The following is a 22,272-nucleotide window of genomic DNA, read 5'->3' on the forward strand; positions in this document are numbered from 1 at the left end:
TCGATCGGCGCTGACCATTCGGCGGGTTTCCCGGTGTCGGGCCCGACCTGCCCCCGGACAGCCGGCGTCACCGACGGCTCTCGTGCGGAGCGGTGACGGAATCCTGACACATCTCACTTTCTCCCGGTGGCCCGGCCCGGCGTCCCGGGCGAACCGGGCTGACCTGGACAGTGGCCAATCGGTGCATGTCCCAGTGACGGGAATCGAGGAGTGAGCCGACCGGCGCGTCAGTATCCGTCCAATGGCCCCTTCAGTTGCCCATGGCCGCGCCAGTAGGTTGTCAGGACGCGTCCGAGGGGCATTCACAAAATTCCGGACGCGGTCGTCCGCGTACGGGAGGAAGTCTGTGGTGAGCGGGTCAACCGAGGACTCGGGGCAGGTCCTGCTGGTGGGTTCCAGTGGCGGGCACCTGGCCCAGCTCCTGGCCCTGGAACCGTGGTACCGGGATCGGCGCCGCGCGTGGGTAACGTTCGACACCCCCGACGCCCGCTCGCTGCTCGCCGGTGAGGACGTGGTCTGGGCGCATCACCCCACCACACGCAACGTCAAGAACCTGGTACGCAACGCGTTCCTCGCGTTGAAGGTGATTCGCCGGCGTCAGGTCGACGCGGTGGTCACCACCGGCGCCGGGGTCGCCCTGCCGTTCGTGGTGGCGGCCCGGATGCGCCGGATCCCCACGGTCTACATCGAGGTGTACGACCGGATCGACAGCGCGACCCTCACCGCCCGGCTCTGCCGCCCCTTCCTCTCCGCGATGCTCGTGCAGTGGGACGAGCAGCGCCGGATGTACCCGGAGGCGACTGTCGTGGGGAACCTCCTGTGATCCCCCGGCAGCGGGACCGGCGCTCCGCGACGCCGTACGTGCTCGTCGTTGTCGGCACCGACGTGCACCGCTTCGACCGGCTGGTGGGCTGGCTGGAGCGCTGGCACGCGAACCGGCCGGAGGTCCGGCTGGTCCTCCAGTACGGCCACAGCCGCACCCCGGCCCTGCCCGAGGCCACCCCGTTCCTCGGCCACGAGGAACTCCAGCGGGCGATGGCGGAGTCGACGCTCGTGGTCAGCCACGGTGGCCCGGCCACCATCACCGAGGCCCGGCGCAACGGCCACCTGCCGATCGTGGTGCCCCGCGACCCGACGCACGACGAGCACGTCGACAACCACCAGCAGCTGTTCTCCCGCCGGCTGGGCGCGGCGGGCATGGTGCGGCTGTGCGAGTCCGAGGCCGAGCTGGTCGCCGCGCTGGACGAGGGGCTGGCCGACCCGAGCCGCTTCGTGCTGGCCGCCGACCCGAACCGCCCGGACCCGCGCGCCGAGGCGGTCGCCCGGGTCGGCGCCGTGATCGACGAGCTGGTGGCCCGCCGGGTACGGCAGCGAGCCGTCGGACGTCGCGGATGAGCGCCCCGGATCCGGCGCCGCCGCGGGTCCTCTTCGTCGGCGGTCTCGGCCGCAGCGGCTCCACGCTGCTGGAGCTGCTGCTGGCGCAGAGTGCCGACGTGTGCGCCGTCGGTGAGGTCGTGCACCTGTGGGAACGGGCGCTCGGCGCGGACGAGCGGTGCGGTTGCGGTGAGCGGTTCACCGCCTGCCCGTTCTGGCGGCAGGTCGGCGACCAGGCGTTCGGCGGCTGGGCCGCCGTCGACCGGGACGACGTGCTGGCCCTCAAGGACCGGGTCGACCGGACCCGGCACATCCCCCGGCTCGCGAAGGACGCGCTCCCGCCGGACCAGCTGGCCGACGTGCGCCGATACGCCGACCTGTACACCCGGATCTACCGGGCCGCGCTGTCGGCGACCGGCGCGCGGGTGGTGGTCGACTCCAGCAAGCACGCCTCGCTCGCCTTCGCGCTGCGCTGGGCCGAAGGGCTCGACCTGCGGGTGCTGCACCTGGTCCGGGACAGCCGGGCGGTGGCTTACTCGTGGGGCAAGCAGGTGCGCCGCCCCGAGGTGGTCGACGGCGAGGACTTCATGCCGACCTTCTCGCCGTTCGAGGTGAGCAAGCTGTGGACCGCGCAGAACGCCGCGTTCCACCTGCTCGCCTCCCGGGCGAAGGTGCTGCGGCTGCGGTACGAGGACTTCACCGCCGACCCGGCCGGCACCGTACGCCGGGTACGGGACTTCGCCGGCCTGCCGGACGACCCGGCGGCGCTGCGCATCCTGTCCGGGGCCGACGGGACCGGCGCGGCGCCCGAGCCCGCCGCGCCGTTCCGCGCGCACAGCGTCGCCGGCAACCCGCTGCGGTTCAGCGGCGGACCGCTGACCGTGCGGCGGGACGAGGCGTGGCGGGACCGCCTGCCGCGCCGCAGCCGTGCCGTGGTCAGCCTGGCCACGCTTCCCCTGCGGGTCCGCTACGGCTATCTGGGCCAGCGGGGATCCGACGAGTCCGTGGAGAGAGCATGAGTGGGCCGAGCATCTCGGTCGTCGTACCGACGCGGGACCGTCCGGAGTTGCTGCGTGCGGCGCTCGACGCGATCCTCAGCCAGGCGCACCCGGGCCTGATCGAGGCGATCGTGGTCTACGACCAGTCCGAGCCGGACCGGTCGCTGGAGACCGACCGGGGTGACCGGCGGGTCCGGGTGATCACGAACACCCGTACCGCCGGGCTGGCCGGTGCGCGTAACACCGGCATCGAGGCGGCCGTCGGCGACTGGGTGGCGTTCTGCGACGACGACGACGAGTGGCTGCCCGGCAAGCTGGCCGCCCAGTTCGGCGCGCTCGACGCGCACCCGGACGGCGCGCTGGTGAGCTGCGGCATCCGGGTCAGCTACGACGACCGTACGGTGGACCGTTCGCTGGACCGGGCCCGGATCTCGCTGGAGGCGCTGCTGCGCGACCGGCTCACCGAGCTGCACCCGTCCACGTTCCTGATCCGCCGGGCCGCGTTGCTCGACGCGATCGGCCTGGTCGACGAGCAGATCCCGGGCAGCTACGCGGAGGACTACGAGTTCCTGCTCCGCGCCGCCCGGTACGCCCCGCTGGTGAACGTGGAGAGCCCGTACGTGCTGGTCCGCTGGCACAAGCGGTCCTACTTCGCGCAGCGCTGGGAGACCATCTCGACCGCGTTGCAGTGGCTGCTGCGCCGCTACCCGGAGTTCGCCACGGTGCCGCACGGCGAGGCGCGGGTGGCCGGTCAGATCGCGTTCGCGCAGGCCGCCATGGGCAACCGGCGGGACGCGGTCCGCTGGGCCCGGCGCACGCTGGCCCGCAACCCGAAGGAGCCGCGCGCCTACCTGGCGCTGGCCGTGGCTAGCCGGGCGGTGCAGGCCGACCGGGTGCTGCGCACGCTGCACAAGCGCGGCCGGGGCATCTGAGCCGTACGCGAGACGGGCGGGCGACCTCGGTCGCCCGCCCGTCGTCGTTCCGCTGTGATCAGGCCGTGCAGAAGGACTTCCACGCCTGGATGCTCGGCTGGTCGAGCAGCCGGAAGTCACCCTGACTGACTGTCTGGTTGTAGTACGCCACGAACTCCGGCCGCTGGCCGTTGAGGAAGTTCGTCATCGACCGGATCCAGGCCGCCCGGCCGGTGCCCGCGTCACCGGGCACCAGGTCGCTGCCGGTCTCGGCGACGCCCCACGGCTTGCCCAGCGCCTTCGACTTGCTGATCATCGGGCCGTAGATCTCCTGGGGCGAGGCGTACCGCTTCCACTTCTTGCCCCAGTTGTAGCAGTCCCAGCCGAGCGCCTCGATCACGTCGCCACCCGGGTAGAACGCGTCGAAGCTGCGCCCGGACTTCGAGTCGAGCGTCCAGCACATCAGGATCAGCGTGTTGATCAGCTTGGGGTTGCCCGTCCGGTCGGCCAGGCCGGCGATCCGCTTCCACGCCGTCCGGTACGCCGCCGTGGTGAACGCGCCGCGCTCGACGTCGTCCTCCGGCTCGTGGAAGTACGACCAGTAGACGTTGTGCTCACGCGGGATCGAGGCGAACCAGGAGGCCAGGCGGGAGTCGAACTTGCCGGTGTTCACCTCCTGCGGCGACGCCTTGAAGGACACCACGACGGTTCGGTCCACCACGTCGGCGCGGCTGCCGGACCAGGCCGGTGGCAGGCCGGGGAAGAAGATCCGGGCCATCCGCAGCTTGCCGAAGGTCCGGTCGGAACGGGCCAGCGCCTGGCCGAAGGTCTCCCCGTTCTGCACACCGATCGAGGCGCCCGGGAGCGTCAGTCGCGTACCGGTGAAGCCCGGCCCGGCGTTCGCGGAGGCCGACGGACGTGCCGAGGGCTTGCCGCCGAGACCCTGGTCGGCGCCGGGAGAGGCGCCGGGTGTCCCGGGCTTGCCCGGGCCCATCGAGGTCGCCGGCCCGACCGCGCCCGGTGCCTCGCCGGCCTGCGGGTTCGCGGCGTCGGGCCGCAGCGCGGCCACCGCGACCCCACTGCCGGCCACGGCCAGCGCCAGGGCCGCCGCCAGGGCGACGCGCCAGCGCCGCCGGGAGCCGCCGGACGACGGCGGCGGTGCCGGGACGAGCGGTGGTGCGGGCGGCTGGCCCGGCCCACCGGCGGCCGGTCCGTGCGGAACGTCCACCGGGGGCGGCCCGGTCAGGGTGGCGGTCGCCGCGGTGCCCGCGGCCCAGCCCGCCTCGCCAGCCCGGCCGGGCTCGTCGTGCGGCGCCCAGCCGACGTGGCCGGCCTGCGCCGGCCAGGCGTCGTCGTGCGCGTCACGCTGCGGCGCCCAGCCGTTCGCCGTGGCGGGCACGGGCTCCCAGCTCGTCGTGTCGTGTACCGGCCCGTCCGGGTGACCGGCGTCGGGCCGGTCCCGCTCGGGCCAGGGCAGGTCACCGTCGGAACGGGCCGGCGGCGGCGTGCTCTCGGCTTCCGGCCAGGGAAGCGAAGGACCGCCTCCCTGGCGCGGAATGTCCTGACCCGGCCACAGGCCGGTCGGCTGCCCGAAGGCATTGTGCGGCTCTCGGTCGACCGGCATGACCCTCCCTGGCTGTCGGCGGCCCGTGTCGAGGGCTCAGATCGTCATGCGTCCCTGCCCGACGATAACCCTCATCCACCCGGCCGTATGTACCGTGACACTCAGCCGAACGCTTCACCCTGCCTGCCGGTGACGGTCGAAGCGGGCATCTCGACCCCGGTCCGGGCGATCGCGTCGAGCAACTGGTCGGCCAGTTCGGGCCGGCAGACCAGCAGATCGGGCAGGCGCGGATCGGCGCGGTTGTAGCGCAGCGGCGAGCCGTCGATCCGGGACGCGTGCATGCCCGCACCGAGCGCCACGGCGACCGGGGCGGCACTGTCCCACTCGTACTGACCGCCCGCGTGGACGTACGCGTCGACCTCGCCGGTCACCACCGCGCAGACCTTCACACCGGCCGAGCCCATAGGGACGGCGGTGGCGCCGAGCATCTCGACCAGCTCGCCGACGAACGCCGGCGGGCGGCTGCGGCTCACCGCGATCCGGATCGGGCCGTCGGACGGCTTCGGCTGCGGGCAGTCGGTGCCGAGCACGAGCTGCGTTCCGTCCCCTGTGGTCCGGGCCGGCATGCCGACCGCACCGGCGATCAGCGCGCCGTCGGGCGCGGCGGAGCGCTGCCAGAGCGCCACGTGCACCGCCCAGTCGTCGCGTCCGGCCTCGGAGAACTCGCGCGTGCCGTCCAGCGGGTCGATGATCCAGACCCGGTCCGCCTCGTGCCGGGGCGCGCGCTCGCCGTCGGCCCACGCGCGGCGCGCGTCGGCCTCCTCCTCGGAGAGCACCGCGTCGTCCGGCCGAAGCCTGGCCAGCGCCGCCGTCATCACCTCGTGCGACGCGCGGTCGCCGGCGTCCTTGAGCGCCTTCGGGTCGGCGAAGCCCTGCCGGTCCCGCAGCGCGGTGAGCGCCGTACCGGCCTCGGCCGCCAGCCACTGCGCGAACCGCTGGTCGTCGAGCCGTCCCGCCTCGTCCTCGGTCACGAGCCCCATCCCTTGTTCTCCCGGGTCTGCCGTGACCCGTCATCCTTCGGCGTCCGGTCGGACCGGCGCCAGCGTCCGTCGGATCGTAGACAGGTGCGAGCTGTTCTCGGATCCTCCGGACGCACCGGTGACCCGGCCGGCCGCCCGCATGTTGAACTTCGCGTGTATCGCGGTCGGACCCGCCGAGCCAGGCCCTAGGCTCTGCGCATGACCGCCGAGCAGCTGATCTCGTTCGCCCGTGGCGCGCCTTCGCTGGACATCGTCGATGTCGAAGGGCTCAAGGCCGCCGCCGTCCGCGCCTTCGACGCCGACCCCGCCGGGGTCACCGCGTACGGCACCTCCGTCGGCTACCCGCCGTTGCGGAAGTGGATCGCCGAGAAGCACGGTGTCGAGGCCGACCAGGTGCTGATCACGAACGGCTCGTTGCAGGCCGACGCGTTCCTCTTCGACCACTTGGTGCGCCGGGGTGACGCGGTGGTGGTCGAGCGCCCGACGTACGACCGCACGCTGCTCAACCTCAAGCAGATGGGCGGCGAGGTGCACGGCGTGACGATCCAGCCGGACGGCCTGGACACCGCCGAGCTGCGCAAGCTGCTGGAGTCCGGGGTACGCCCGCGGCTGGCGCACGTGATCCCCAACTACCAGAACCCGGCCGGCGTGACCCTCTCCCTGGAGAAGCGTCGTGAGCTGCTGGATCTCGCCGCCGAGTACGACTTCACGATCTTCGAGGACGACCCGTACGCGGACATCCGCTTCCGGGGCGAGCCGCTGCCCTCGATGCTGTCGATGGACACCCGCGGCGTGGTGGTGCACGCCTCCAGCTTCACCAAGACGGTCTGCCCGGGCGTGCGGGTCGGCTACCTGGTGGGCCCGGCCGAGCTGATCGCGGCGATCGCCAAGCGGGCCACCAACCTCTACATCTCGCCCGGCATGGTGGCCCAGGCGATCGTGCACCAGTTCTGCGTCTCCGGCGCCATCGAGGAGTCGATCCGGACGGTCCGTTCGGCGCTCGGCGAGCGGTCGGCGGTGCTGGCCGAGTCGCTGCGCCGGCACATCCCGGAGGCCCGGTTCGTGGAGCCGGACGGCGGCTACTTCCTCTGGGTCGAGCTGCCGGAGGACGTCGACGTCGACCGGCTCGCGCCGGCCGCCGCCGAGCGCGGGGTGGCGGTGGTGAAGGGCAGCGACTTCATGATCGACGGCGGCCGGCACGCGCTGCGGCTGGCGTACTCGGCGGTGACCGCCGACCGGATCGACGAGGGTGTGCGGCGTCTCGCCGAGGCGATGGCCGCCGTGCGCGGCTGATTTCTGTCGGGTTTCTGACAAAAGGGCCCCGCTGGCCGGTTCGGCTCTCCCGCCGGACCGGCCGGCACCCCCACAATGCTGCGAGTGCCGCTCACCTTTTGCCGGTGACCGGTCCGTGCGCCGGCACGACCCGGCCGGGCCCGGCGGCACGCCCAGCATCACTCCCGCCCCCAAGGGGTGCCGGGTGGGCCGTGTCGCCCCTCACCCCCCCTGACGCGGCCCGGCCCGCCCGGCGCCGCCGCGTGAGGCCGGTCGCAACCGGCCCTTCCCGCGCCCGCGCTGCGCTTCCCGCCGGTCGGCGTAACCTGCAAGCCGCAGCTTCAGGGAAAGGGGGCGAGAGATGACGGACCGGGTGGCACGCGACCGAACCGCCGGCGCCGAGAGCAGCCGGCCGTTACGCCCCCGCGCCTGGTCGGCCCCGGTGCGCGCGATGTCCCGCATCCTCAACGCGGACGGCTCCCCGCGTACGACCGAGCCGGCCGGCCCGGAGCGCAGCGGGATCGTCGACTGCGGGCTGTACGTCGACGGCGAGCGCCGCCCCGGCCGCCCTCAGTACGCCGACGCCCTGGCCGCCGCCCGGCAGGAGCGGGACGGCTTCGTCTGGCTCGGCCTGCACGAACCGGACCTCGTCGAGATGACCGAGATCGCCGCCACCTTCGGCCTGCACGAACTCGCGGTGGAGGACGCGGTCAAGGCCCAGCAGCGCCCGAAGCTGGAACACTTCGGTGAGATCGCCTTCCTGGCGCTGCGTACCGCCCGCTACTGCGAGCACGCGGAGCTGACCGAGAACTCCGAGGTGGTGGAGACCGGTCAGGTGATGCTCTTCATCGGGCCGCACTTCGTGATCAGCGTGCGGCACGGTGACGCCTGCCGGCTGGCTCCGGTCCGCGCCGACCTGGAGGCGAAGCGGGATCTGCTGGGGCACGGCCCGTGGGCGGTCGCGTACGCGATCACCGACCGGGTGGTGGACCTCTACCTGGAGGTGGCCGACCGGCTGGAGGACGACCTCGACGTGCTGGAGGCCGACGTCTTCGACCGGCAGAGCAGCGGCCGGATCCAGCGGATCTACCAGATGAAGCGGGAACTGGTCGAGTTCAAGCGGGCGGTGGTGCCGTTGCAGCGCCCGCTGATGACGCTGACCTCGCAGGTCAACCGCGCGGTGCCGCAGGAGGTGCGGCGCTACTTCCGGGACGTGCAGGACCACCTCAGCCGCACCGTCGAGCAGGTGAACTCCTACGACGACCTGCTCAACTCGATCCTCCAGGCCCGGCTTGCCCAGGTCACAGTCGACCAGAACAACGACATGCGCAAGATCGCCGCCTGGGCCGCGATCGGTGCGGTGTGGACGGCGATCGCCGGCATCTACGGCATGAACTTCGACAACATGCCCGAGCTGAAGTGGACGTACGGCTATCCGGGCGTCTGGGCGCTGATGCTCGCGGCGTCCTTCACGCTCTACCGCCTGTTCCGCCGCAACGGCTGGCTGTAGCCATCGTCACTCCGCGCCGGCCCGGCCGCCGTACACGCGGAAGCGCCGGCCACGCGGGGTGTCCCGCGTGCCGGCGCTGATCCGACGGTACGAGGTCAGCGGCGACCGCCGGCCTTCGCGGCGTTCTTGCCGGCCTGCACGGCCTTGGTGATGTCGTCGGCCGGACGGCCGGTGACGTCCCGGGCACCCTCGGCGACGGAGGGGACCTGGTCGTTGGGGTGGATCACCGGCTGGCTGCCGGAGGTGGCGGTCGACGCGCTGCTGCCCTTGGCCACCGCCGAGGAACCGGCACCGGTCGGGCCGGCCTGCGTCACCTTCGCGCTCGCGTCCGGGGTCTCCACCACGATCGTGTCCACGTCCTCCCGCATCGGCTCCAGCTTGTCCCGCCCGCTCGCGCCGAGCGTGCCGGTCGTGTCGAGCGTGCCGGTCGGGTCGTACTCGGCCCACTCCTGCTGCTCGCGGCGGCGGCGCATGGCCATCGCGCCGGCCAGACCGGCGACGGTGCCGGCCACCAGCAGGCCCGCGGTCATGCCCCGCGACCTGCGCTGCTTCTTCTTTCCGGCCTTCATGTTCTTCGCCTTCTTCGTCACCGAGGCCTGCTTCGCGGCCATCACCTTGCGGCCGCTCGACGCCTTGCCGGCGGCCTCGACCCGGGCGTTGCGCACGGCCAGCATCACCGGGGCGAGCGCCGCGGCGGTCGACGCGAAGCCGCTGGACGCCCGGTCCCGGACCATGACCGCGGTCGGCGCGACGGCGACCCGGGCTGCCTGGACCCGCGGGCCGACAGTGGCGCCGGCACCCTTCGCCGCGTGCGTCGCGGCCTGCCGCAGGTGACCGATGCCCTGGTTCAACTCGACCTTGGCGAGCTGGCCCTGGGTCTTTCGCCGCCCGATTCCAAACACGGTCCCACCTCCTGGGAGTTGTTCCTTCGTCATCCTCCACCTTCGAATGCCTCCGCATGGCCAGATCGGGCACATGGGAGGATCCGCAAGGAACTGAACTACGAGTGAGGAGTACCCGTGGCCGAGGCTGTCTACGCCACCTTGCACACCAACGCCGGCCCGATCCGGCTGGAGCTCTTCCCGAACCACGCGCCGAAGACCGTCCGCAACTTCGTGGAGCTGGCCGAGGGCACCCGGGAGTACACCGATCCGCGCACCGGCCAGCCGGGCAGCGGTCCGTACTACGACGGCACCGTCTCGCACCGTGTGATCAGCGGTTTCATGATTCAGATGGGCGACCCGACCGGCACCGGTCGCGGTGGTCCGGGCTACAAGTTCGCCGACGAGTTCCACCCCGAGCTGCGCTTCGACCGGCCGTACCTGCTGGCCATGGCGAACGCCGGGCCGGGCACCAACGGCTCGCAGTTCTTCATCACGGTGTCGCCCACGCCACACCTGAACAACCGGCACACCATCTTCGGCCAGGTGGCCGACGAGCAGTCCGCGAAGGTGGTCGACTCGATCGCCAACACCCCGACCGGCCCGAGCGACCGGCCGGTCCAGGACGTGGTGATCGAGCGGGTCGAGATCGAGCGCAAGCAGTCCTGAGCGGCACACCTGTACCTTTGCTCGCATGACTGAGCGCTCCGGCCAGCCAGGCGACGCCACCGGGGGCCCGGTGCCGACCACTCCGGTCTGCTACCGGCACCCCGGTCGGGAGACGTACATCCGGTGCAGCCGGTGCGACCGGCCCATCTGCACCGAGTGCATGCGGGACGCCTCCGTCGGCCACCAGTGCCCGGAGTGCGTCGCCGAGGGACGCCGCAGCGTGCGGCCGGCGCGTACCGCCTTCGGTGGCGGTGCCGCCGGCCGCCAGGGCAACGTCACGAAGGCGCTGATCGCGCTGAACGTGCTGACGATGCTGCTGTCCATCCTCTCGGCCCGCAGCGGGACCGCGGTGGCCGGCGGCGGTCTGGGCGGCCTGATGGGCAGCGGGACCCCGCTCACCGAGTGGGGGGCGGTGCTCGGCCTGGCGCGCTTCCCCGACGGGCACGTCGGCGGGGTGGCCGACGGTGAGTGGTACCGGCTGGTCACCGCCATGTTCCTGCACTACGGCGTGCTGCACCTGCTGCTGAACATGTGGGCGCTCTGGGTGCTCGGCCGGACGCTTGAGGCGGTGCTCGGGCCGCTGCGCTTCCTGGCGCTCTATCTGCTCGCCGGGCTGGGCGGCAACGTCGCGGCCTACGTCTTCACCGAGCCGAACCGGTTCACGGCCGGTGCCTCGACGGCCGTGTTCGGCCTGTTCGCCGCCATCTTCGTGATCATGCGGCGGCTCGGCCGGGACACCTCGGCGATCGTGCCGATCCTGGTGATCAACCTGATCTTCACGTTCACCGTGCCGAGCATCTCGGTAGCCGGGCACCTCGGCGGGCTGGTGGCCGGCGCGCTGGTGGCGCTGGTCCTCGCGTACGCGCCACGGTCGCGGCGGACCGTCTTCCAGGTGGCGGGCTGCGCGATCGTGCTGGTCGCGCTGATCGGCCTGACCCTCGTCCGCACCGCCGCGCTGCTCGGCTGAGCGTCAGCCCGCCGTCGGGCGGGCCTCGGTCAGCGCCGCCGCCACCTCGTCCAGCGGCGCGTCCAGGTCGCGGCGGCCGAACAGGTGCAGCGACTCCCCGGCGTCGATCTCCAGCGTCTCGGCGGTGATCCCACGCCGGCTGCGCCGGTCCAGCCGGATCGTCTCCACCGCGTCCCACGGCAGCCGGCGTCGCCCCGCGAACCCCTGCAGCACGGTGAGCCCGTCCGGGTCGACGGCGAGGCGGACCGGAGCGACCACGTCGCGCAGCGCCCAGCCGAGCAGACCGGCGGCGGCCAGCCCGGCCAGCCCCGGACGGACCGGGTCACCGCCGGCGAAGACCAGCCCCAGAGCGACGAGCCCGAGCGCGCCGAGCGCCTTGAGCACCGGCACCTCGCGCGGCACCCGCCACTGCCGGGCCGGCGGTGACTGTGGATCCATCCGCCCAGCATGCCAGCCGTCCCGGCCGCACGCCGGGGGAGGACGGCGGTCGGGTCAGCACGTACTATCGGGGCAAGCGAGGTTACCGGGGAGTAGACATGAGTGACGCGGTCATCGTCGGCGCGGTACGGACCCCGGTCGGGCGGCGCAAGGGCAGCCTCGCCGGAGTGCACCCGGTCGACCTCTCGGCGCACGTGCTGCGCGCCCTCGCCGAGCGCACCGGCATCGATCCCGGCCAGGTCGACGACGTGGTGTGGGGCTGCGTGTCGCAGGTCGGCGAGCAGTCCTGGAACGTGGCCCGCAACGCCGTGCTCGCGGCCGGCTGGCCGGAGTCGGTCCCCGGCACCACGCTCGACCGCCAGTGCGGGTCGAGCCAGCAGGCGCTGCACTTCGCCGCCGCGACGGTCCTCTCCGGCCAGGCCGACCTGGTCGTCGCGGGTGGCGTCGAGTCGATGACCCGGGTGCCGATGGGTTCCAGCGTCGCCGGTGGCATGCCGTTCAGCCCGGCGATCCTGGAGCGCTACCGCGGTGTCGAGGGCGTCGCCGAGGACTCGCCACTGCCGTTCAACCAGGGCGTCGGGGCCGAGCTGATCGCCCAGCGGTGGCGTCTGTCCCGTACCCAACTCGACGAGTTCGCGCTGGCCAGCCACGAGAAGGCGGCAGCCGCGCAGGACGCGGGCGCGTTCGAGGCCGAGCTGGCGCCGGTGGCGCTCGCCGACGGCGGCAAGTTCTCCGCCGACGAGGGCATCCGCCGCGACACCTCGCTGGCGAAGCTGGGCGAGCTGCCCACCCCGTTCCGCGCCGACGGCGTGGTCACCGCCGGGTCCGCGTCGCAGATCTCCGACGGCGCCGCCGCGCTCGCGGTCACCACGGCCGAGTGGGCCAGCCGGCACGGCCTGCGCCCGCTGGCCCGGGTGCACACCGCCGTGGTCGCCGCCGACGACCCGGTCACCATGCTCACCGCGCCGATCCCGGCCACCGCGAAGGCGCTGCGCCGCGCGGGGCTGGGCATCGAGGAGATCGGGGTGTACGAGGTGAACGAGGCGTTCGCCCCGGTGCCGCTGGCCTGGCTGGCCGAGACCGAGGCGGACCCGGAGCGGCTCAACCCCCGGGGTGGTGCGATCGCGCTCGGTCACCCGCTCGGCGGGTCCGGTGCCCGGATCATGACCACGATGCTCCAGCACATGCGGGACAACGGCATCCGCTACGGCCTCCAGACCATGTGCGAGGGCGGTGGCATGGCCAACGCCACGATCGTCGAGCTGCTCTGATCCGACCGGCGGCGGAGTCGCACCGCTGGTGCGACTTGCAGGTGTGGAAGTTCCAGAAATCGGCCGTGACCCATATCACCCCAGGTCATCGGCTCGTTGCACCTCACATGGACGTGTTCTCGCGAACGTTCCTTCCGGCCGCCGCCGACACCGGCCTGGCGACCCAGACCGTCACCCGGCACATGCCGGTGTTCCGCCGGTGCGTCGGTTCCGGCGACGCGACCATCCTGGTCACCCGATGCAGCCGCCCGGACGACCCGGTCGGCGGCGACTACCTGATGCTGCTCACCCACCGCCGCCTGGTGGTCACCCGGCAGACCCGGGTGCTGCACCGGCTGCGCCTGCACCTCAACACCGAACTGCGCGAGCTGAGCAACGTGACGTGGAGCCCGGATGCCCGCGCGCACCGCGTGGAGCTGTCGGCCACCGCGATCGACGGGGTACGCGAGCGCTTCGTCCTGCGTACCCACCACCCGAAGCAGGTGTGGCAGCTCGACGCCCTGCTCAACCACGCCTTCCGGACCCGCCTGCGTACCCCGGCCGAGCGGGTGGTGGCGACCATCGGCGACCAGCCGGCGGGCACCCGGCCCTCGGTGCTGCGTCCGGCACCGGCCCGCTGACGTCCTTACCGGATCCGAACATTCGGTGACCGGCCGGGCGGCCACCGGTCGGTCATCATGGGCCGGTGACCATCGCCGCCCCGCCCGGGCTCGTCCTCGTGGTGGAGGACGAGCCGGCCATCGCCGACCTGGTCCGGCTCTACCTGACCCGGGACGGGTTCGGCGTACACCTGGAACGTGACGGCGAGGCCGGGCTGGCCGCCGCGCGGCGCCTGCGCCCGGTGGCCTGCGTGCTCGACATCGCGCTGCCCGGCCTGGCCGGCACCGAGATCTGCCGCAGGCTGCGCGCGGACGGCGACTGGACACCGGTCATCTTCCTCACCGCCCGCGACGACGAGGTGGACCGTGTCGTCGGCCTGGAACTGGGCGCCGACGACTACGTCACAAAGCCGTTCAGCCCCCGTGAACTGCTCGCCCGGCTCCGGGCGGTGCTGCGCCGCACCGCCGGCACGCCCGCCGGTCAGCCCCGCACGCTCGGTGCCGTCACGCTCGATCCGGGCCGCCGGACGGTGACCGCCGCCGGTACGCCGGTGCAGCTCACCTCCACCGAGTTCGACCTGCTGGCCCACCTGATGGCCCGCCCCGGCCGGGTGTTCACCCGGGAGGAACTGCTGGCCGGCGTGTGGGGGTATGCGGCACACGGCGGCACCCGGACCGTCGACGTGCACGTGGCGCAGGTACGGGCCAAACTCGGCGCGGCGAGCGTGATCCGCACCCATCGGGGCGTCGGGTACGCCGCCGATGCCTGAACAACCGAACGAGCCGACGCGGCGCCGCCCCGGGCGGACGCTCACCGCCCGCGCCGTGCTCGCCACCTGCGCGGTGGCGCTGGTGTCGGTGCTCGTCACCGCGCTCGTCGCGGTGCCCCTGGCGGTACGCGGCGCGGAGCGCCGGGACCAGGAGGCGCTCGCCGCCCAGGCGCGGCTCGCCGCCGACGTGCTCCGGGTGCGGCCGGCCGGCCGGCGCGACGGCGCGGGGGACCGGCTCGTGCGGCAACTGCGCCAGCAGCGGATCGAGGTGTACGTGATCCGCGACGGCCGGGCCGACCGGCCGGGCCTGCCCAGAGCGCTCGTGACCCGGGTGGCGGGCGGCGAGAACGTCTCCGGCCGGCGGCTGGTCGACGGGGAACGCCGGCTGGTCGAGGCGCGGGCGCTGCCCGGCCGGGACGGGGTGGTGCTGACCCGGGCCCGGAGCACCGGACCGTGGCGGCAGGTGCTGCGCGGGCTCTGGCTGCCGCTGCTCGCCGGGCTCGCCGCCGGGGCGGCCGCCGGGGCGCTGCTGGCCCGCCGGCTGGCCCGGCCGATCCGTACCGCCGCCACGGCCGCCGCCCGGCTGCGTGCCGGGGACCGGGCGGTCCGGGTACCGGTCGAGCCGCCCGACGAGGTGGCGGACCTGGCGTACGCGCTGAACGGCCTGGCCGCCGCGCTCGCCACGAGTGAGGGACGGCAGCGCGAGTTCCTGCTCTCCGTCTCGCACGAGTTGCGTACGCCGCTCACCGCCATCCGCGGCTACGCCGAGGCGCTGGCCGACGGGGTGATCGAGGCGGACGCGGTGCCGGCGACCGGCCGTACCGTGCTCGCCGAGGCCGAGCACCTGGACCGGCTGGTCCGCGACCTGCTGGCGCTGGCCCGGCTGGAAGCGGTCGACTTCCCGCTGGAACCGGTCCCTGTCGACCTGAGCCGGGTCGCCGCCGACGCGGAGCGCACCTGGTCCGGCCGGTGCGCCGCGCTCGGGGTGCCGTTCCGGCTGGAGACACCGGGTGAGCCGGTGCCGGCGTACACCGATCCGGGCCGGATCCGGCAGGTGGTGGACGGGCTGCTGGAGAACGCGCTGCGGGTCGTACCCCCGGGGGCGCCGGTGGTGCTCGCGGTGCGGGCGGCCGGCCCGGCGGGCGGCGGGGTGCTGGAGGTCCGGGACGGCGGACCCGGCTTCACCGACGACGACCTGATGGTGGCGTTCGAGCGCGGTGCGTTGCACGAGCGGTACCGGGGGGTGCGCAAGGTGGGCAGCGGGCTCGGCCTGGCGCTCGCCGCCGGGCTGGTCCGGCGGCTCGGCGGGGACATCGCCGCCGGGCACGCCCCGGAGGGCGGGGCCGCGTTCACGGTCCGGGTGCCCGCGGATCCTTACCGGGCTCGAACATCGGCTTGACCGTCCTCTCGCGTCGGTGCGGGACGCTCGGTCCACCACCGTGAGGAGAGGACCACAGATGAGACGTCAGCGAATCGTCACCGGCGCCACCGCACTGCTCGCCGCCGCGTCGCTCGCGCTCGCCGGGTGCGGCGCGACCCGGTCCGGCGCAGCGCCGGACGACGGGGTCGAGGTGAGCGCCGCCCTGGGTGCGGACGGCCAGGCGCTCGCCGCGCTCGGCGTCGACGCCGACGAACTGGACGTGGATCCGGTCGCCGCGCCGGCGCCCTCCGGTACGCCCCAGGCCGGGCCGGACGGCAAGGGCGAGCGGGCGAAGGAGGGGCACAAGCGCCACCGGGCCCGGGTGCTGCTGCGGCGCGGCACGCTGCACGGCGAGGCGGTGGTGCGGACCAGGGACGGCGGTACGAAGACGGTGGCGGTCCAGCGCGGCGAGGTGACAGCGATCGACGGCAGGTCGATGACCGTCAAGTCCACCGACGGGTTCACGGTGACGTGGACGTTCGGCGAGAAGCTGCGGGTGGTCGAGCGGCGGACCACGATCCGATCGACCGACATCAAGATAGGTACGACGGTCGGGGTGGCCGGCGCGAAGGACGGCGACAGGAGCGTGGCCCGGCTCGTGGTGGTGCCACTTCGCCAGGAATAGAGTGCCTGGCCTGTCGTGACCTGAGCAATGTGCCAGGCTACGCTATGCCCCGACCTGCCATCGCCTCCGTGGAGATTCCGTGAAGCTCTCGATCCTCATGCCGGTCTACAACGAGGAAGAACGCATCGCGGATGCCCTCAAGCAGGCATTGGCCGTCGACTACCCCTGCGAGATCGAGCTTGTCGTCGTGGACGACGGCAGCCGGGACGGCACCGGCGAGATCCTCGGCCGGGTCGACGACGCCCGCCTGCGGGTGATCACCCACCAGCGCAACGCCGGTAAGGGCGCGGCCATCAAGACGGCTGTCGACAGCGCCGAGGGCAAGTACATGGTCATCCTCGACGCCGACCTGGAGTACGACCCGCAGGACATTCCGCGCCTGCTGGAGCCGGTGCTCGACGGCCGGGCGACAGTCGTCTACGGCAATCGGACCTTCGGCAGCCACAGCTCGTACAGCTTCTGGTACGTGATGGGCAACAAGGGCGTCACGCTCGCCGCGAACGTCCTCTACAACTCCTACATCGGCGACCTGGAGACCTGCTTCAAGCTGATGCCGCTGGAGCTGTACCGCTCGCTCCAGGTCCGCTCCCGTGGTTTCGGCATGGAGGCCGAGGTCACCGGCAAGCTGCTGCGCCGCCGGATCCGCCCCTACGAGGTGCCGATCAGCTACCGCGCGCGGGGCCGCGAGGAGGGCAAGAAGATCACCTGGAAGGACGGCGTCGAGGCGATCTGGATCCTGGCCCGCGAGCGCGCCCGCCGCCGCCCGGCCGGTCCCGCCGCCGCGCACTGAGCCTGAACGACGGAACCCCGCGAGCCCGGCACGAGCCGAGGTCGCGGGGTTCCGCCGTGTCCGGGACGCTCAGGTGAGGAAGGCGTCGACCGAGCGGCGCAGCCCTGCGGCGTCCAGGCCGTGCCAGCGTTCGTGGTCCTCGGCGCTGCCGTAGCGGCGCAGGTCCCCGCGGCCCACCCCGAGCGCGAGCAGCCGGTGCGGCCGGTCGGCCAGCGCCTCGGACACCACCCGCGTCGAGGTGCCGGCCAGGTACGGCTCGACCAGGATCACCTCGGTGCCGGCGAGTGCCCGCAGCCCGGCGGTGTCGAACGGGCGCGGCCGGTGCGTGTAGGCCACTGTGACCGGCTGGTCGGTGACGGCGGCCACCGCCGCGTCCAGCACCGGACCGACCGCCACCAGCAGCGGCGCGCCCGGCCCGGCGTCCCGCACCACACGCAGGTCACCCGCCTGCGGGTACGCCCGCGCGTTGGTCCGGACGGACAGCCGCAGGTACGCCGAGTCCTGCCCGCACACCACGTCGCGCAGCAGCGGCCGGACCTCGTCCGGGTGCCCCGGCACGTGCACCGTCCAGCCGTCGAGCGTGTCGAGCAGCGCCACGTCCGCCGGCCCGAGGTGGGTGCGTCCCGCCGCCGCCCGGTCGTACGAGCCGCCGATGCCGACGAGCACCGCGCCGACGTCCTGGTGGTCGAGATCCAGCTTGATCTGCTCGTACGCCCGCTCGACCAGGAACGGGGCGTAACTGTGCACGATCGGCCGCTGCCCGGTCAGCGCCAGCCCACCGGCCACCCCGATCATCAGCTGTTCCCGGATGCCGACGTTTACCACCCGGTCCGGGTACCGGGCGGCGGCCGGCTCGAACGCGGCGGCGGAGATGTCGGCGAGCACGACTGTCGTACGCGGATCGGCGAGAACCTCCTCGGTGCTTGTCACGAACGCGTCCCGCATGGTGCTGGTCATTGTCACTCCCCGTCCGTGACGACCGCGACGACGACGTGCGGCCGGTGCTCGTCGTGCCCGGTGAGGGCGGTGTGCAGGGCGTCGTGGTCGCGCCCGTCGACAGTGGCGGCGCTCCACCCGTTGACCGTGAACCGGCTCGCCGCGCCGCCCGGCCAGCCGTACGTGGCCGAGCGGTTGTCCAGCACGATCGCGGTCAGGTTGCCCAGCCCGGCCGCGCCCGCGTACGCGATCGCCTCGTGGTTGGAGCCCTCGTCGAGTTCGGCGTCGCCGAGCAGCACGTACACCCGGGGTTCGGTGCGGCCCTGGGCCCGCAGCCCGAGCGCGGTGCCCACGCCCAGCCCGAGGCCGTGGCCCAGCGAACCGGAACCGATCTCGACGCCCGGCACGAGCGTGCGGTCGGGGTGGTCGCCGAGGCGGCTCGCCGGGCCGCCCTGGTCGTCCAGCCACTCGGGCGGTACGAAGCCACGGGCGGCGAGCAGCGCGTAGTACCCGGCGACCGCGTGGCCCTTGGAGAGCAGGAAGCGGTCCCGGTCCGGGTCGGCCACTGTGGCCGGGGTGATCCGGAGCACCCGGTCGTAGAGCACCTGGAGCACGTCGAGCGTGGAGTACACGTTGGCGCCGAACTCGCGTCCGGCGCGTACCCGGTCCAGGAGCGCGCCCAGGTCGGTGGCGGTGGTGGTCGTCATACCGATAGCCTCCGACTTGAAGCGAACTTCAACTCAAGGCCGTGTGATGCACGAAGCAACACTGACCATCGGGCAGCTCGCCGACCGCAGTGGCGTCGCCCCCTCGGCGCTGCGCTACTACGAGCGGCTCGGCCTGATCCACGCCGCCCGCACCGGCGGCAACCAGCGCCGCTACGCCCGCACCGAGCTGCGCCGGGTCGCCTTCGTCCGGATCTCCCAGCAGGTGGGTGTGTCGCTGGAGGAGATCCGGGCCGCGCTGGACTCGCTGCCGTCGGGGCGCACCCCCACACCGGACGACTGGGCCGCGCTGTCCCGCGCCTGGCGGGACCGGCTGGACGAGCGGATCCGGCTGCTCGGCAAGCTCCGCGACGACCTGGACGGCTGCATCGGCTGCGGCTGCCTGTCGTTGCAGCGCTGCACGCTCTACAACCCGGAGGACTCGCTCGCCGCCGAGGGCCCCGGCCCGCGCCTCATGCTCCCGCGCCCCGGCCAGGGCTGACCCTCACCGGACCAGCAGCACCTTGCCCAGGTGGTCGTTCGTCTCCACCAGGCGGTGCGCGGCGGCGGCGTCGGCCATGTCCACCCGGGCGTGCACCACCGGCCGGACCCGGCCCGCCTCCACCAGGGGCCACACCTGCTCGCGTACGCCCCGGACGATCGCCGCCTTCTCCTCGACCGGGCGGGACCGCAGCGCCGTCGCGTGCACCGCCGCGCGCTTCGCCAGCAGCATCCCCAGGTCGAGTTCGCCCTTGCGCCCGCCCTGCATGCCGATCACCACGAGCCGCCCGCCGGTTGCCAGCGCCGCCACGTTCCGGGGCAGGTAGGACGCGCCCATGATGTCGAGGATCACGTCCGCGCCCCGGCCGCCGGTGACCCGGCGTACCTCGTCGACGAAGTCCTGCTCGCGGTAGTCGACGGTGTGTGCGGCGCCCAGCTCGCGCAGCCGCTCGTGCTTCGCCGAACGGGCGGTCGTCACCACCGTCGCGCCGAGCGCCACGCCGAGCTGGATCGCGAACGTGCCGATCCCGCTGCCGCCGCCGTGCACCAGCAGCGTGTCCCCCTCGGCCAGCCGGGCCAGGTCCACCACGTTCGACCAGACCGTGCTGGCCACCTCCGGCAGCGCCGCCGCGTCGACCAGGTCCACCCCGGCCGGCACCGGCAGCAACTGCCCGGCGGGCACCGCCACCTGTTCGGCGTACCCGCCGCCGGCGAGCAGCGCGCAGACCTCCTGGCCCACCGACCAGCCGGTCACGCCGGGACCGAGCGCGCGCACCGTCCCCGAACACTCCAGACCGGGGTACGCGGACGCGCCCGCCGGAGGCGGGTAGTGCCCCTGCCGCTGCAACAGGTCGGCCCGGTTCACCGCGCTCGCGCGCACCTCGACGATCACCTCACCGGGGCTGGGCTCCGGATCCGGCACCTGGGTCCAGACGAGCGCCTCGGGTCCGCCGGGTTCCGTGATCGTGATCGCGCGCATGCCTCAGTCTTACCCGATCTGCCCGTCGGTCCACGCGCGGGCGAGGATCTCCGTCACCGTCTCCTCCGGGGTCTGCTCGGAGGTGTCCAGCCACAGCCCGAGCCGGGGCGTGTCGGCCCGGAACCCGGCGTCCAGGTCCGCCACCGGCCAGTCGCCGTACCCGTTCTTCGGCCGGTCCCGCTCGCGGGCGGCGACCACCTCGGGCCGGGGCGCGAGCATCACCACGGCGAGCGGGCGGTGCCGGATGCGGCCGATCATGGCCGGCAGCTCCGCGCCGAGCACCACGTCCTGGAGTACGACTGTGAAGCCCGCCGCCGCGTACCGGTCGGCGGCCGAGGCGGCCAGGTCGTAACGGAGCCGGAGCTGCCGCAGCGCCTCGTCGGTGGGCTCGGCTGTCATGTCGGCCCGCCCGCTGACGATCATGCTGCGGAACACGTCGCCGCGCAGGTGCACCGCGCGGGGCAGCCGCCGGGCCAGCGACTCGGCCACTGTGGACTTGCCGGCCGCCATGATTCCGCTGATCAGCACTACTGCCGGGCTCTGCCACACGCACCCATTCTCGCAGGGGAGGTGGGACGGCGGCTTGCCCGGTACGGGGTTCGTGGCAGACTGGTTCCGGTCGCGCACCCCTCGGGGGCGTGCCGGGAGGGTTCGCCTAGTGGCCGATGGCGCTGGTCTTGAAAACCGGTAAGGCAGCGATGTCTTCGTGGGTTCGAATCCCACACCCTCCGCCCACCTGGACAGCCAAACTCCCCCTGACCAGCGCGAATGCTGGCCGGGGGGCGCTTCCGTGAATGGCGAGTCAGTCTCACTTCGTCCCGTTAGTTCACCGAAACTGCCCACCAGTCGCGGGCGGGCAGCCGCACCCACCGGTCCGGCTCGGTGAATGGGCGGGCGTCGGCAGGGCGCACCGCGGCGTAGGCGCAGCAGTACTCGATGGCGTGGCCCCGGTACAGGAAATCGCGCAGAACTTCGGCCGTGGAGGCGTTCGCCTCAGACCAGCCGCCGCCCGGGTTCAGGCCCCAGCCGGTGATGACACCATCGTGCACGGCCGCGCCCTGGTTGCCGCTCTTGGGGTTGACGTACATGCCGTAACACACCGTGTCAGCCGACAGCAGCAGCGCGACCAACGGCATTGATGCGCCGTACGCCCAGGGCTGGCTGACGACGAAGCCGCCCGGCACGTCTGTGACCCCGAGTATCCGGATCGACTCGTCCTCGTCAGCGTCCCACATGTCCTCGACGACGATCTGATCCTCGATCACCGTGGCGTCCAGACGCCGCACCGCCTCGGTAGCGTCGATCCCGGCCACGCAGCACAGGCTCATACCTTCGCTGTCGATATCGGCCAGCGCGTCGATGAGCCTGCGCGCCTCTGCGACCGTGGCGGCCTCCGCCTCCGTCAGCGTCACGCTCGTGTCGAACAGAGCAGGCGTCGCCCCGGCCAGGCTCAGCCGCGCCGGTGACCAGCCGGCCATCATTGGCAGCTCCGGATCCGCGCCGGCGGCCACGAGCGCGCGGGCGTTGGCGGGCTTGCCAGCATGTACGGCGAGCCAGAGCGCGGTGCGTCCGTCGTCCACGGCGTCCACGTCGTCCACGACCCGGGCCAGTTCCGTCACCACCTCGGACGAGCCCATCTGCGCCGCGTGGTGCAATGGCCGCCCGCGCCCGCCTACGAGGGTGTTCGGGTCAGCGCCGGCCGCGAGCCGTTCCCGCACCACGGCAAGGTCCGACCACGACCCGTACCCCATTCGCGACCAATCGACATCCGTCACCCATGCCTCCCCGATGCCCTCCGAAGGCGTCAGAGTAGGAGACGACAGACGGGTACACGTGCCGGACCCGCGAAGCGGTACGTATAGGCAAACCCGGGTACCGGGCAAACGTCGATGGCAGGAACCACCACCGCGCCCTGAGCGCGTCAGGGATAGGGCCCGCTGAGAGCTCTGCCGCCTGTCCGACGTCGCGTAGCCCCTCGGTCAGCCCGGCGTCGCGACCAGCGCGACGGATGTGCGGTGCCGGGATGTGGGCGACGGCGGCGGGGCGGCGAAGG

General features: G+C 73.2%; 24 protein-coding genes and 1 tRNA gene. 16 read left to right on the forward strand and 9 right to left on the reverse strand.

Translation table 11 applies throughout. The annotated features are described in order from the left end of the window. Positions 1-346 precede the first annotated feature (346 nt). The 4 genes from AB0B20_RS14515 to AB0B20_RS14530 are packed head-to-tail and all read left to right on the forward strand — an operon-like array spanning position 347 to position 3,304. Positions 347-823 (forward strand): UDP-N-acetylglucosamine--LPS N-acetylglucosamine transferase, encoded by a 477-nt coding sequence (locus AB0B20_RS14515; RefSeq protein WP_357381948.1) that lies wholly within the window; start codon positions 347-349, stop codon positions 821-823. Then, a complete protein-coding gene (locus tag AB0B20_RS14520) occupies positions 820-1,395 on the forward strand; it encodes a glycosyltransferase (RefSeq protein WP_357470786.1) in 576 nt (191 codons plus the stop codon). The genes AB0B20_RS14515 and AB0B20_RS14520 overlap by 4 nt, the downstream gene beginning before the upstream one ends. After that, the gene (locus AB0B20_RS14525; protein WP_357381944.1) at positions 1,392-2,393 is read left to right on the forward strand and encodes a sulfotransferase; all 1,002 of its coding nucleotides are present in this window, start codon (positions 1,392-1,394) and stop codon (positions 2,391-2,393) included. The genes AB0B20_RS14520 and AB0B20_RS14525 overlap by 4 nt, the downstream gene beginning before the upstream one ends. Beyond that, positions 2,390-3,304 carry a glycosyltransferase family 2 protein gene (locus tag AB0B20_RS14530; RefSeq protein WP_357381942.1) on the forward strand — a complete coding sequence of 305 codons (915 nt, stop codon included), beginning with the start codon at positions 2,390-2,392 and terminating at the stop codon, positions 3,302-3,304. The genes AB0B20_RS14525 and AB0B20_RS14530 overlap by 4 nt, the downstream gene beginning before the upstream one ends. Positions 3,305-3,362: 58 nt before the next feature. On the opposite strand, the gene AB0B20_RS14535 is transcribed toward AB0B20_RS14530, so the two are convergent. Together AB0B20_RS14535 and AB0B20_RS14540 are read right to left on the reverse strand one after the other, a co-directional pair. Further along, complete coding sequence (locus tag AB0B20_RS14535) at positions 3,363-4,907, reverse strand: hypothetical protein (RefSeq protein WP_357470789.1); 1,545 nt, start codon at positions 4,905-4,907, stop codon at positions 3,363-3,365. 101 nt (positions 4,908-5,008) lie between these two features. After that, positions 5,009-5,887, reverse strand: a complete 879-nt coding sequence (locus tag AB0B20_RS14540; RefSeq protein ID WP_357381938.1) for a 3'(2'),5'-bisphosphate nucleotidase CysQ — start codon at positions 5,885-5,887, stop codon at positions 5,009-5,011. A gap of 198 nt (positions 5,888-6,085) precedes the next feature. Here AB0B20_RS14540 and AB0B20_RS14545 point away from each other — a divergent pair, with 198 nt between their 5' ends. Then, positions 6,086-7,180, forward strand: a complete 1,095-nt coding sequence (locus AB0B20_RS14545; RefSeq protein ID WP_357381936.1) for a PLP-dependent aminotransferase family protein — start codon at positions 6,086-6,088, stop codon at positions 7,178-7,180. Between the two features lie 340 nt (positions 7,181-7,520). Continuing rightward, positions 7,521-8,669, forward strand: a complete 1,149-nt coding sequence (gene corA / locus AB0B20_RS14550) for a magnesium/cobalt transporter CorA (protein ID WP_357381935.1) — start codon at positions 7,521-7,523, stop codon at positions 8,667-8,669. A 95-nt stretch (positions 8,670-8,764) separates the two neighbouring features. Here the strand turns inward: corA and AB0B20_RS14555 are convergent, their stop codons facing one another. After that, positions 8,765-9,604 (reverse strand): hypothetical protein, encoded by an 840-nt coding sequence (locus tag AB0B20_RS14555; protein ID WP_357381933.1) that lies wholly within the window; start codon positions 9,602-9,604, stop codon positions 8,765-8,767. Between the two features lie 84 nt (positions 9,605-9,688). Here AB0B20_RS14555 and AB0B20_RS14560 point away from each other — a divergent pair, with 84 nt between their 5' ends. Further along, a complete protein-coding gene (locus tag AB0B20_RS14560) occupies positions 9,689-10,219 on the forward strand; it encodes a peptidylprolyl isomerase (protein WP_357381931.1) in 531 nt (176 codons plus the stop codon). Between the two features lie 25 nt (positions 10,220-10,244). After that, positions 10,245-11,186 carry a rhomboid family intramembrane serine protease gene (locus AB0B20_RS14565; protein ID WP_357470793.1) on the forward strand — a complete coding sequence of 314 codons (942 nt, stop codon included), beginning with the start codon at positions 10,245-10,247 and terminating at the stop codon, positions 11,184-11,186. Between the two features lie 3 nt (positions 11,187-11,189). Here AB0B20_RS14565 and AB0B20_RS14570 read toward each other — a convergent pair whose 3' ends face one another. Further along, positions 11,190-11,624 (reverse strand): PH domain-containing protein, encoded by a 435-nt coding sequence (locus AB0B20_RS14570; RefSeq protein ID WP_357470796.1) that lies wholly within the window; start codon positions 11,622-11,624, stop codon positions 11,190-11,192. A 98-nt stretch (positions 11,625-11,722) separates the two neighbouring features. Here AB0B20_RS14570 and AB0B20_RS14575 point away from each other — a divergent pair, with 98 nt between their 5' ends. From AB0B20_RS14575 to AB0B20_RS14600, 6 genes are all read left to right on the forward strand, one after another. After that, positions 11,723-12,895 (forward strand): acetyl-CoA C-acyltransferase, encoded by a 1,173-nt coding sequence (locus AB0B20_RS14575; RefSeq protein WP_357381925.1) that lies wholly within the window; start codon positions 11,723-11,725, stop codon positions 12,893-12,895. Positions 12,896-13,002: 107 nt separating this feature from the next. Then, complete coding sequence (locus AB0B20_RS14580; protein WP_357470799.1) at positions 13,003-13,515, forward strand: hypothetical protein; 513 nt, start codon at positions 13,003-13,005, stop codon at positions 13,513-13,515. A 65-nt stretch (positions 13,516-13,580) separates the two neighbouring features. Beyond that, the gene (locus tag AB0B20_RS14585) at positions 13,581-14,264 is read left to right on the forward strand and encodes a response regulator transcription factor (RefSeq protein ID WP_357381921.1); all 684 of its coding nucleotides are present in this window, start codon (positions 13,581-13,583) and stop codon (positions 14,262-14,264) included. Next, complete coding sequence (locus tag AB0B20_RS14590; RefSeq protein ID WP_357470802.1) at positions 14,257-15,663, forward strand: HAMP domain-containing sensor histidine kinase; 1,407 nt, start codon at positions 14,257-14,259, stop codon at positions 15,661-15,663. Before AB0B20_RS14585 ends, AB0B20_RS14590 begins: the two co-directional genes overlap by 8 nt. 58 nt (positions 15,664-15,721) lie before the next feature. Beyond that, the gene (locus tag AB0B20_RS14595) at positions 15,722-16,309 is read left to right on the forward strand and encodes a hypothetical protein (protein WP_357470805.1); all 588 of its coding nucleotides are present in this window, start codon (positions 15,722-15,724) and stop codon (positions 16,307-16,309) included. 79 nt (positions 16,310-16,388) lie between these two features. Beyond that, on the forward strand, positions 16,389-17,099 hold the full coding sequence (locus AB0B20_RS14600) for a glycosyltransferase family 2 protein (protein WP_357470808.1): 711 nt from the start codon (positions 16,389-16,391) through the stop codon (positions 17,097-17,099). A gap of 69 nt (positions 17,100-17,168) precedes the next feature. On the opposite strand, the gene AB0B20_RS14605 is transcribed toward AB0B20_RS14600, so the two are convergent. Beyond that, positions 17,169-18,044, reverse strand: a complete 876-nt coding sequence (locus AB0B20_RS14605; protein WP_357470915.1) for a transketolase — start codon at positions 18,042-18,044, stop codon at positions 17,169-17,171. 14 nt (positions 18,045-18,058) lie between these two features. After that, positions 18,059-18,742 (reverse strand): transketolase, encoded by a 684-nt coding sequence (locus AB0B20_RS14610; protein ID WP_357470811.1) that lies wholly within the window; start codon positions 18,740-18,742, stop codon positions 18,059-18,061. A 46-nt stretch (positions 18,743-18,788) separates the two neighbouring features. Between AB0B20_RS14610 and soxR the strand changes: the two genes are divergently transcribed. Next, positions 18,789-19,241 carry a redox-sensitive transcriptional activator SoxR gene (gene soxR, locus AB0B20_RS14615; protein WP_357470814.1) on the forward strand — a complete coding sequence of 151 codons (453 nt, stop codon included), beginning with the start codon at positions 18,789-18,791 and terminating at the stop codon, positions 19,239-19,241. Between the two features lie 3 nt (positions 19,242-19,244). Here the strand turns inward: soxR and AB0B20_RS14620 are convergent, their stop codons facing one another. Further along, positions 19,245-20,219 (reverse strand): NAD(P)H-quinone oxidoreductase, encoded by a 975-nt coding sequence (locus AB0B20_RS14620; protein WP_357470817.1) that lies wholly within the window; start codon positions 20,217-20,219, stop codon positions 19,245-19,247. A 9-nt stretch (positions 20,220-20,228) separates the two neighbouring features. Then, positions 20,229-20,768: an AAA family ATPase gene (locus tag AB0B20_RS14625; RefSeq protein WP_357381911.1), complete on the reverse strand. Its 540-nt coding sequence runs from the start codon at positions 20,766-20,768 to the stop codon at positions 20,229-20,231. Positions 20,769-20,863: 95 nt separating this feature from the next. On the opposite strand from AB0B20_RS14625, the gene AB0B20_RS14630 reads away from it, so the two are divergent. Then, a tRNA-Ser gene (locus AB0B20_RS14630) sits at positions 20,864-20,950 on the forward strand. Between the two features lie 90 nt (positions 20,951-21,040). Here AB0B20_RS14630 and AB0B20_RS14635 read toward each other — a convergent pair. Continuing rightward, entirely contained in the window at positions 21,041-21,994 is a 954-nt protein-coding gene (locus AB0B20_RS14635) for an ankyrin repeat domain-containing protein (protein ID WP_357381909.1), read from the reverse strand. Positions 21,995-22,272: the final 278 nt, after the last annotated feature.

This window comes from Micromonospora sp. NPDC049151, from assembly GCF_040648395.1.
Lineage (GTDB): Bacteria > Actinomycetota > Actinomycetes > Mycobacteriales > Micromonosporaceae > Micromonospora.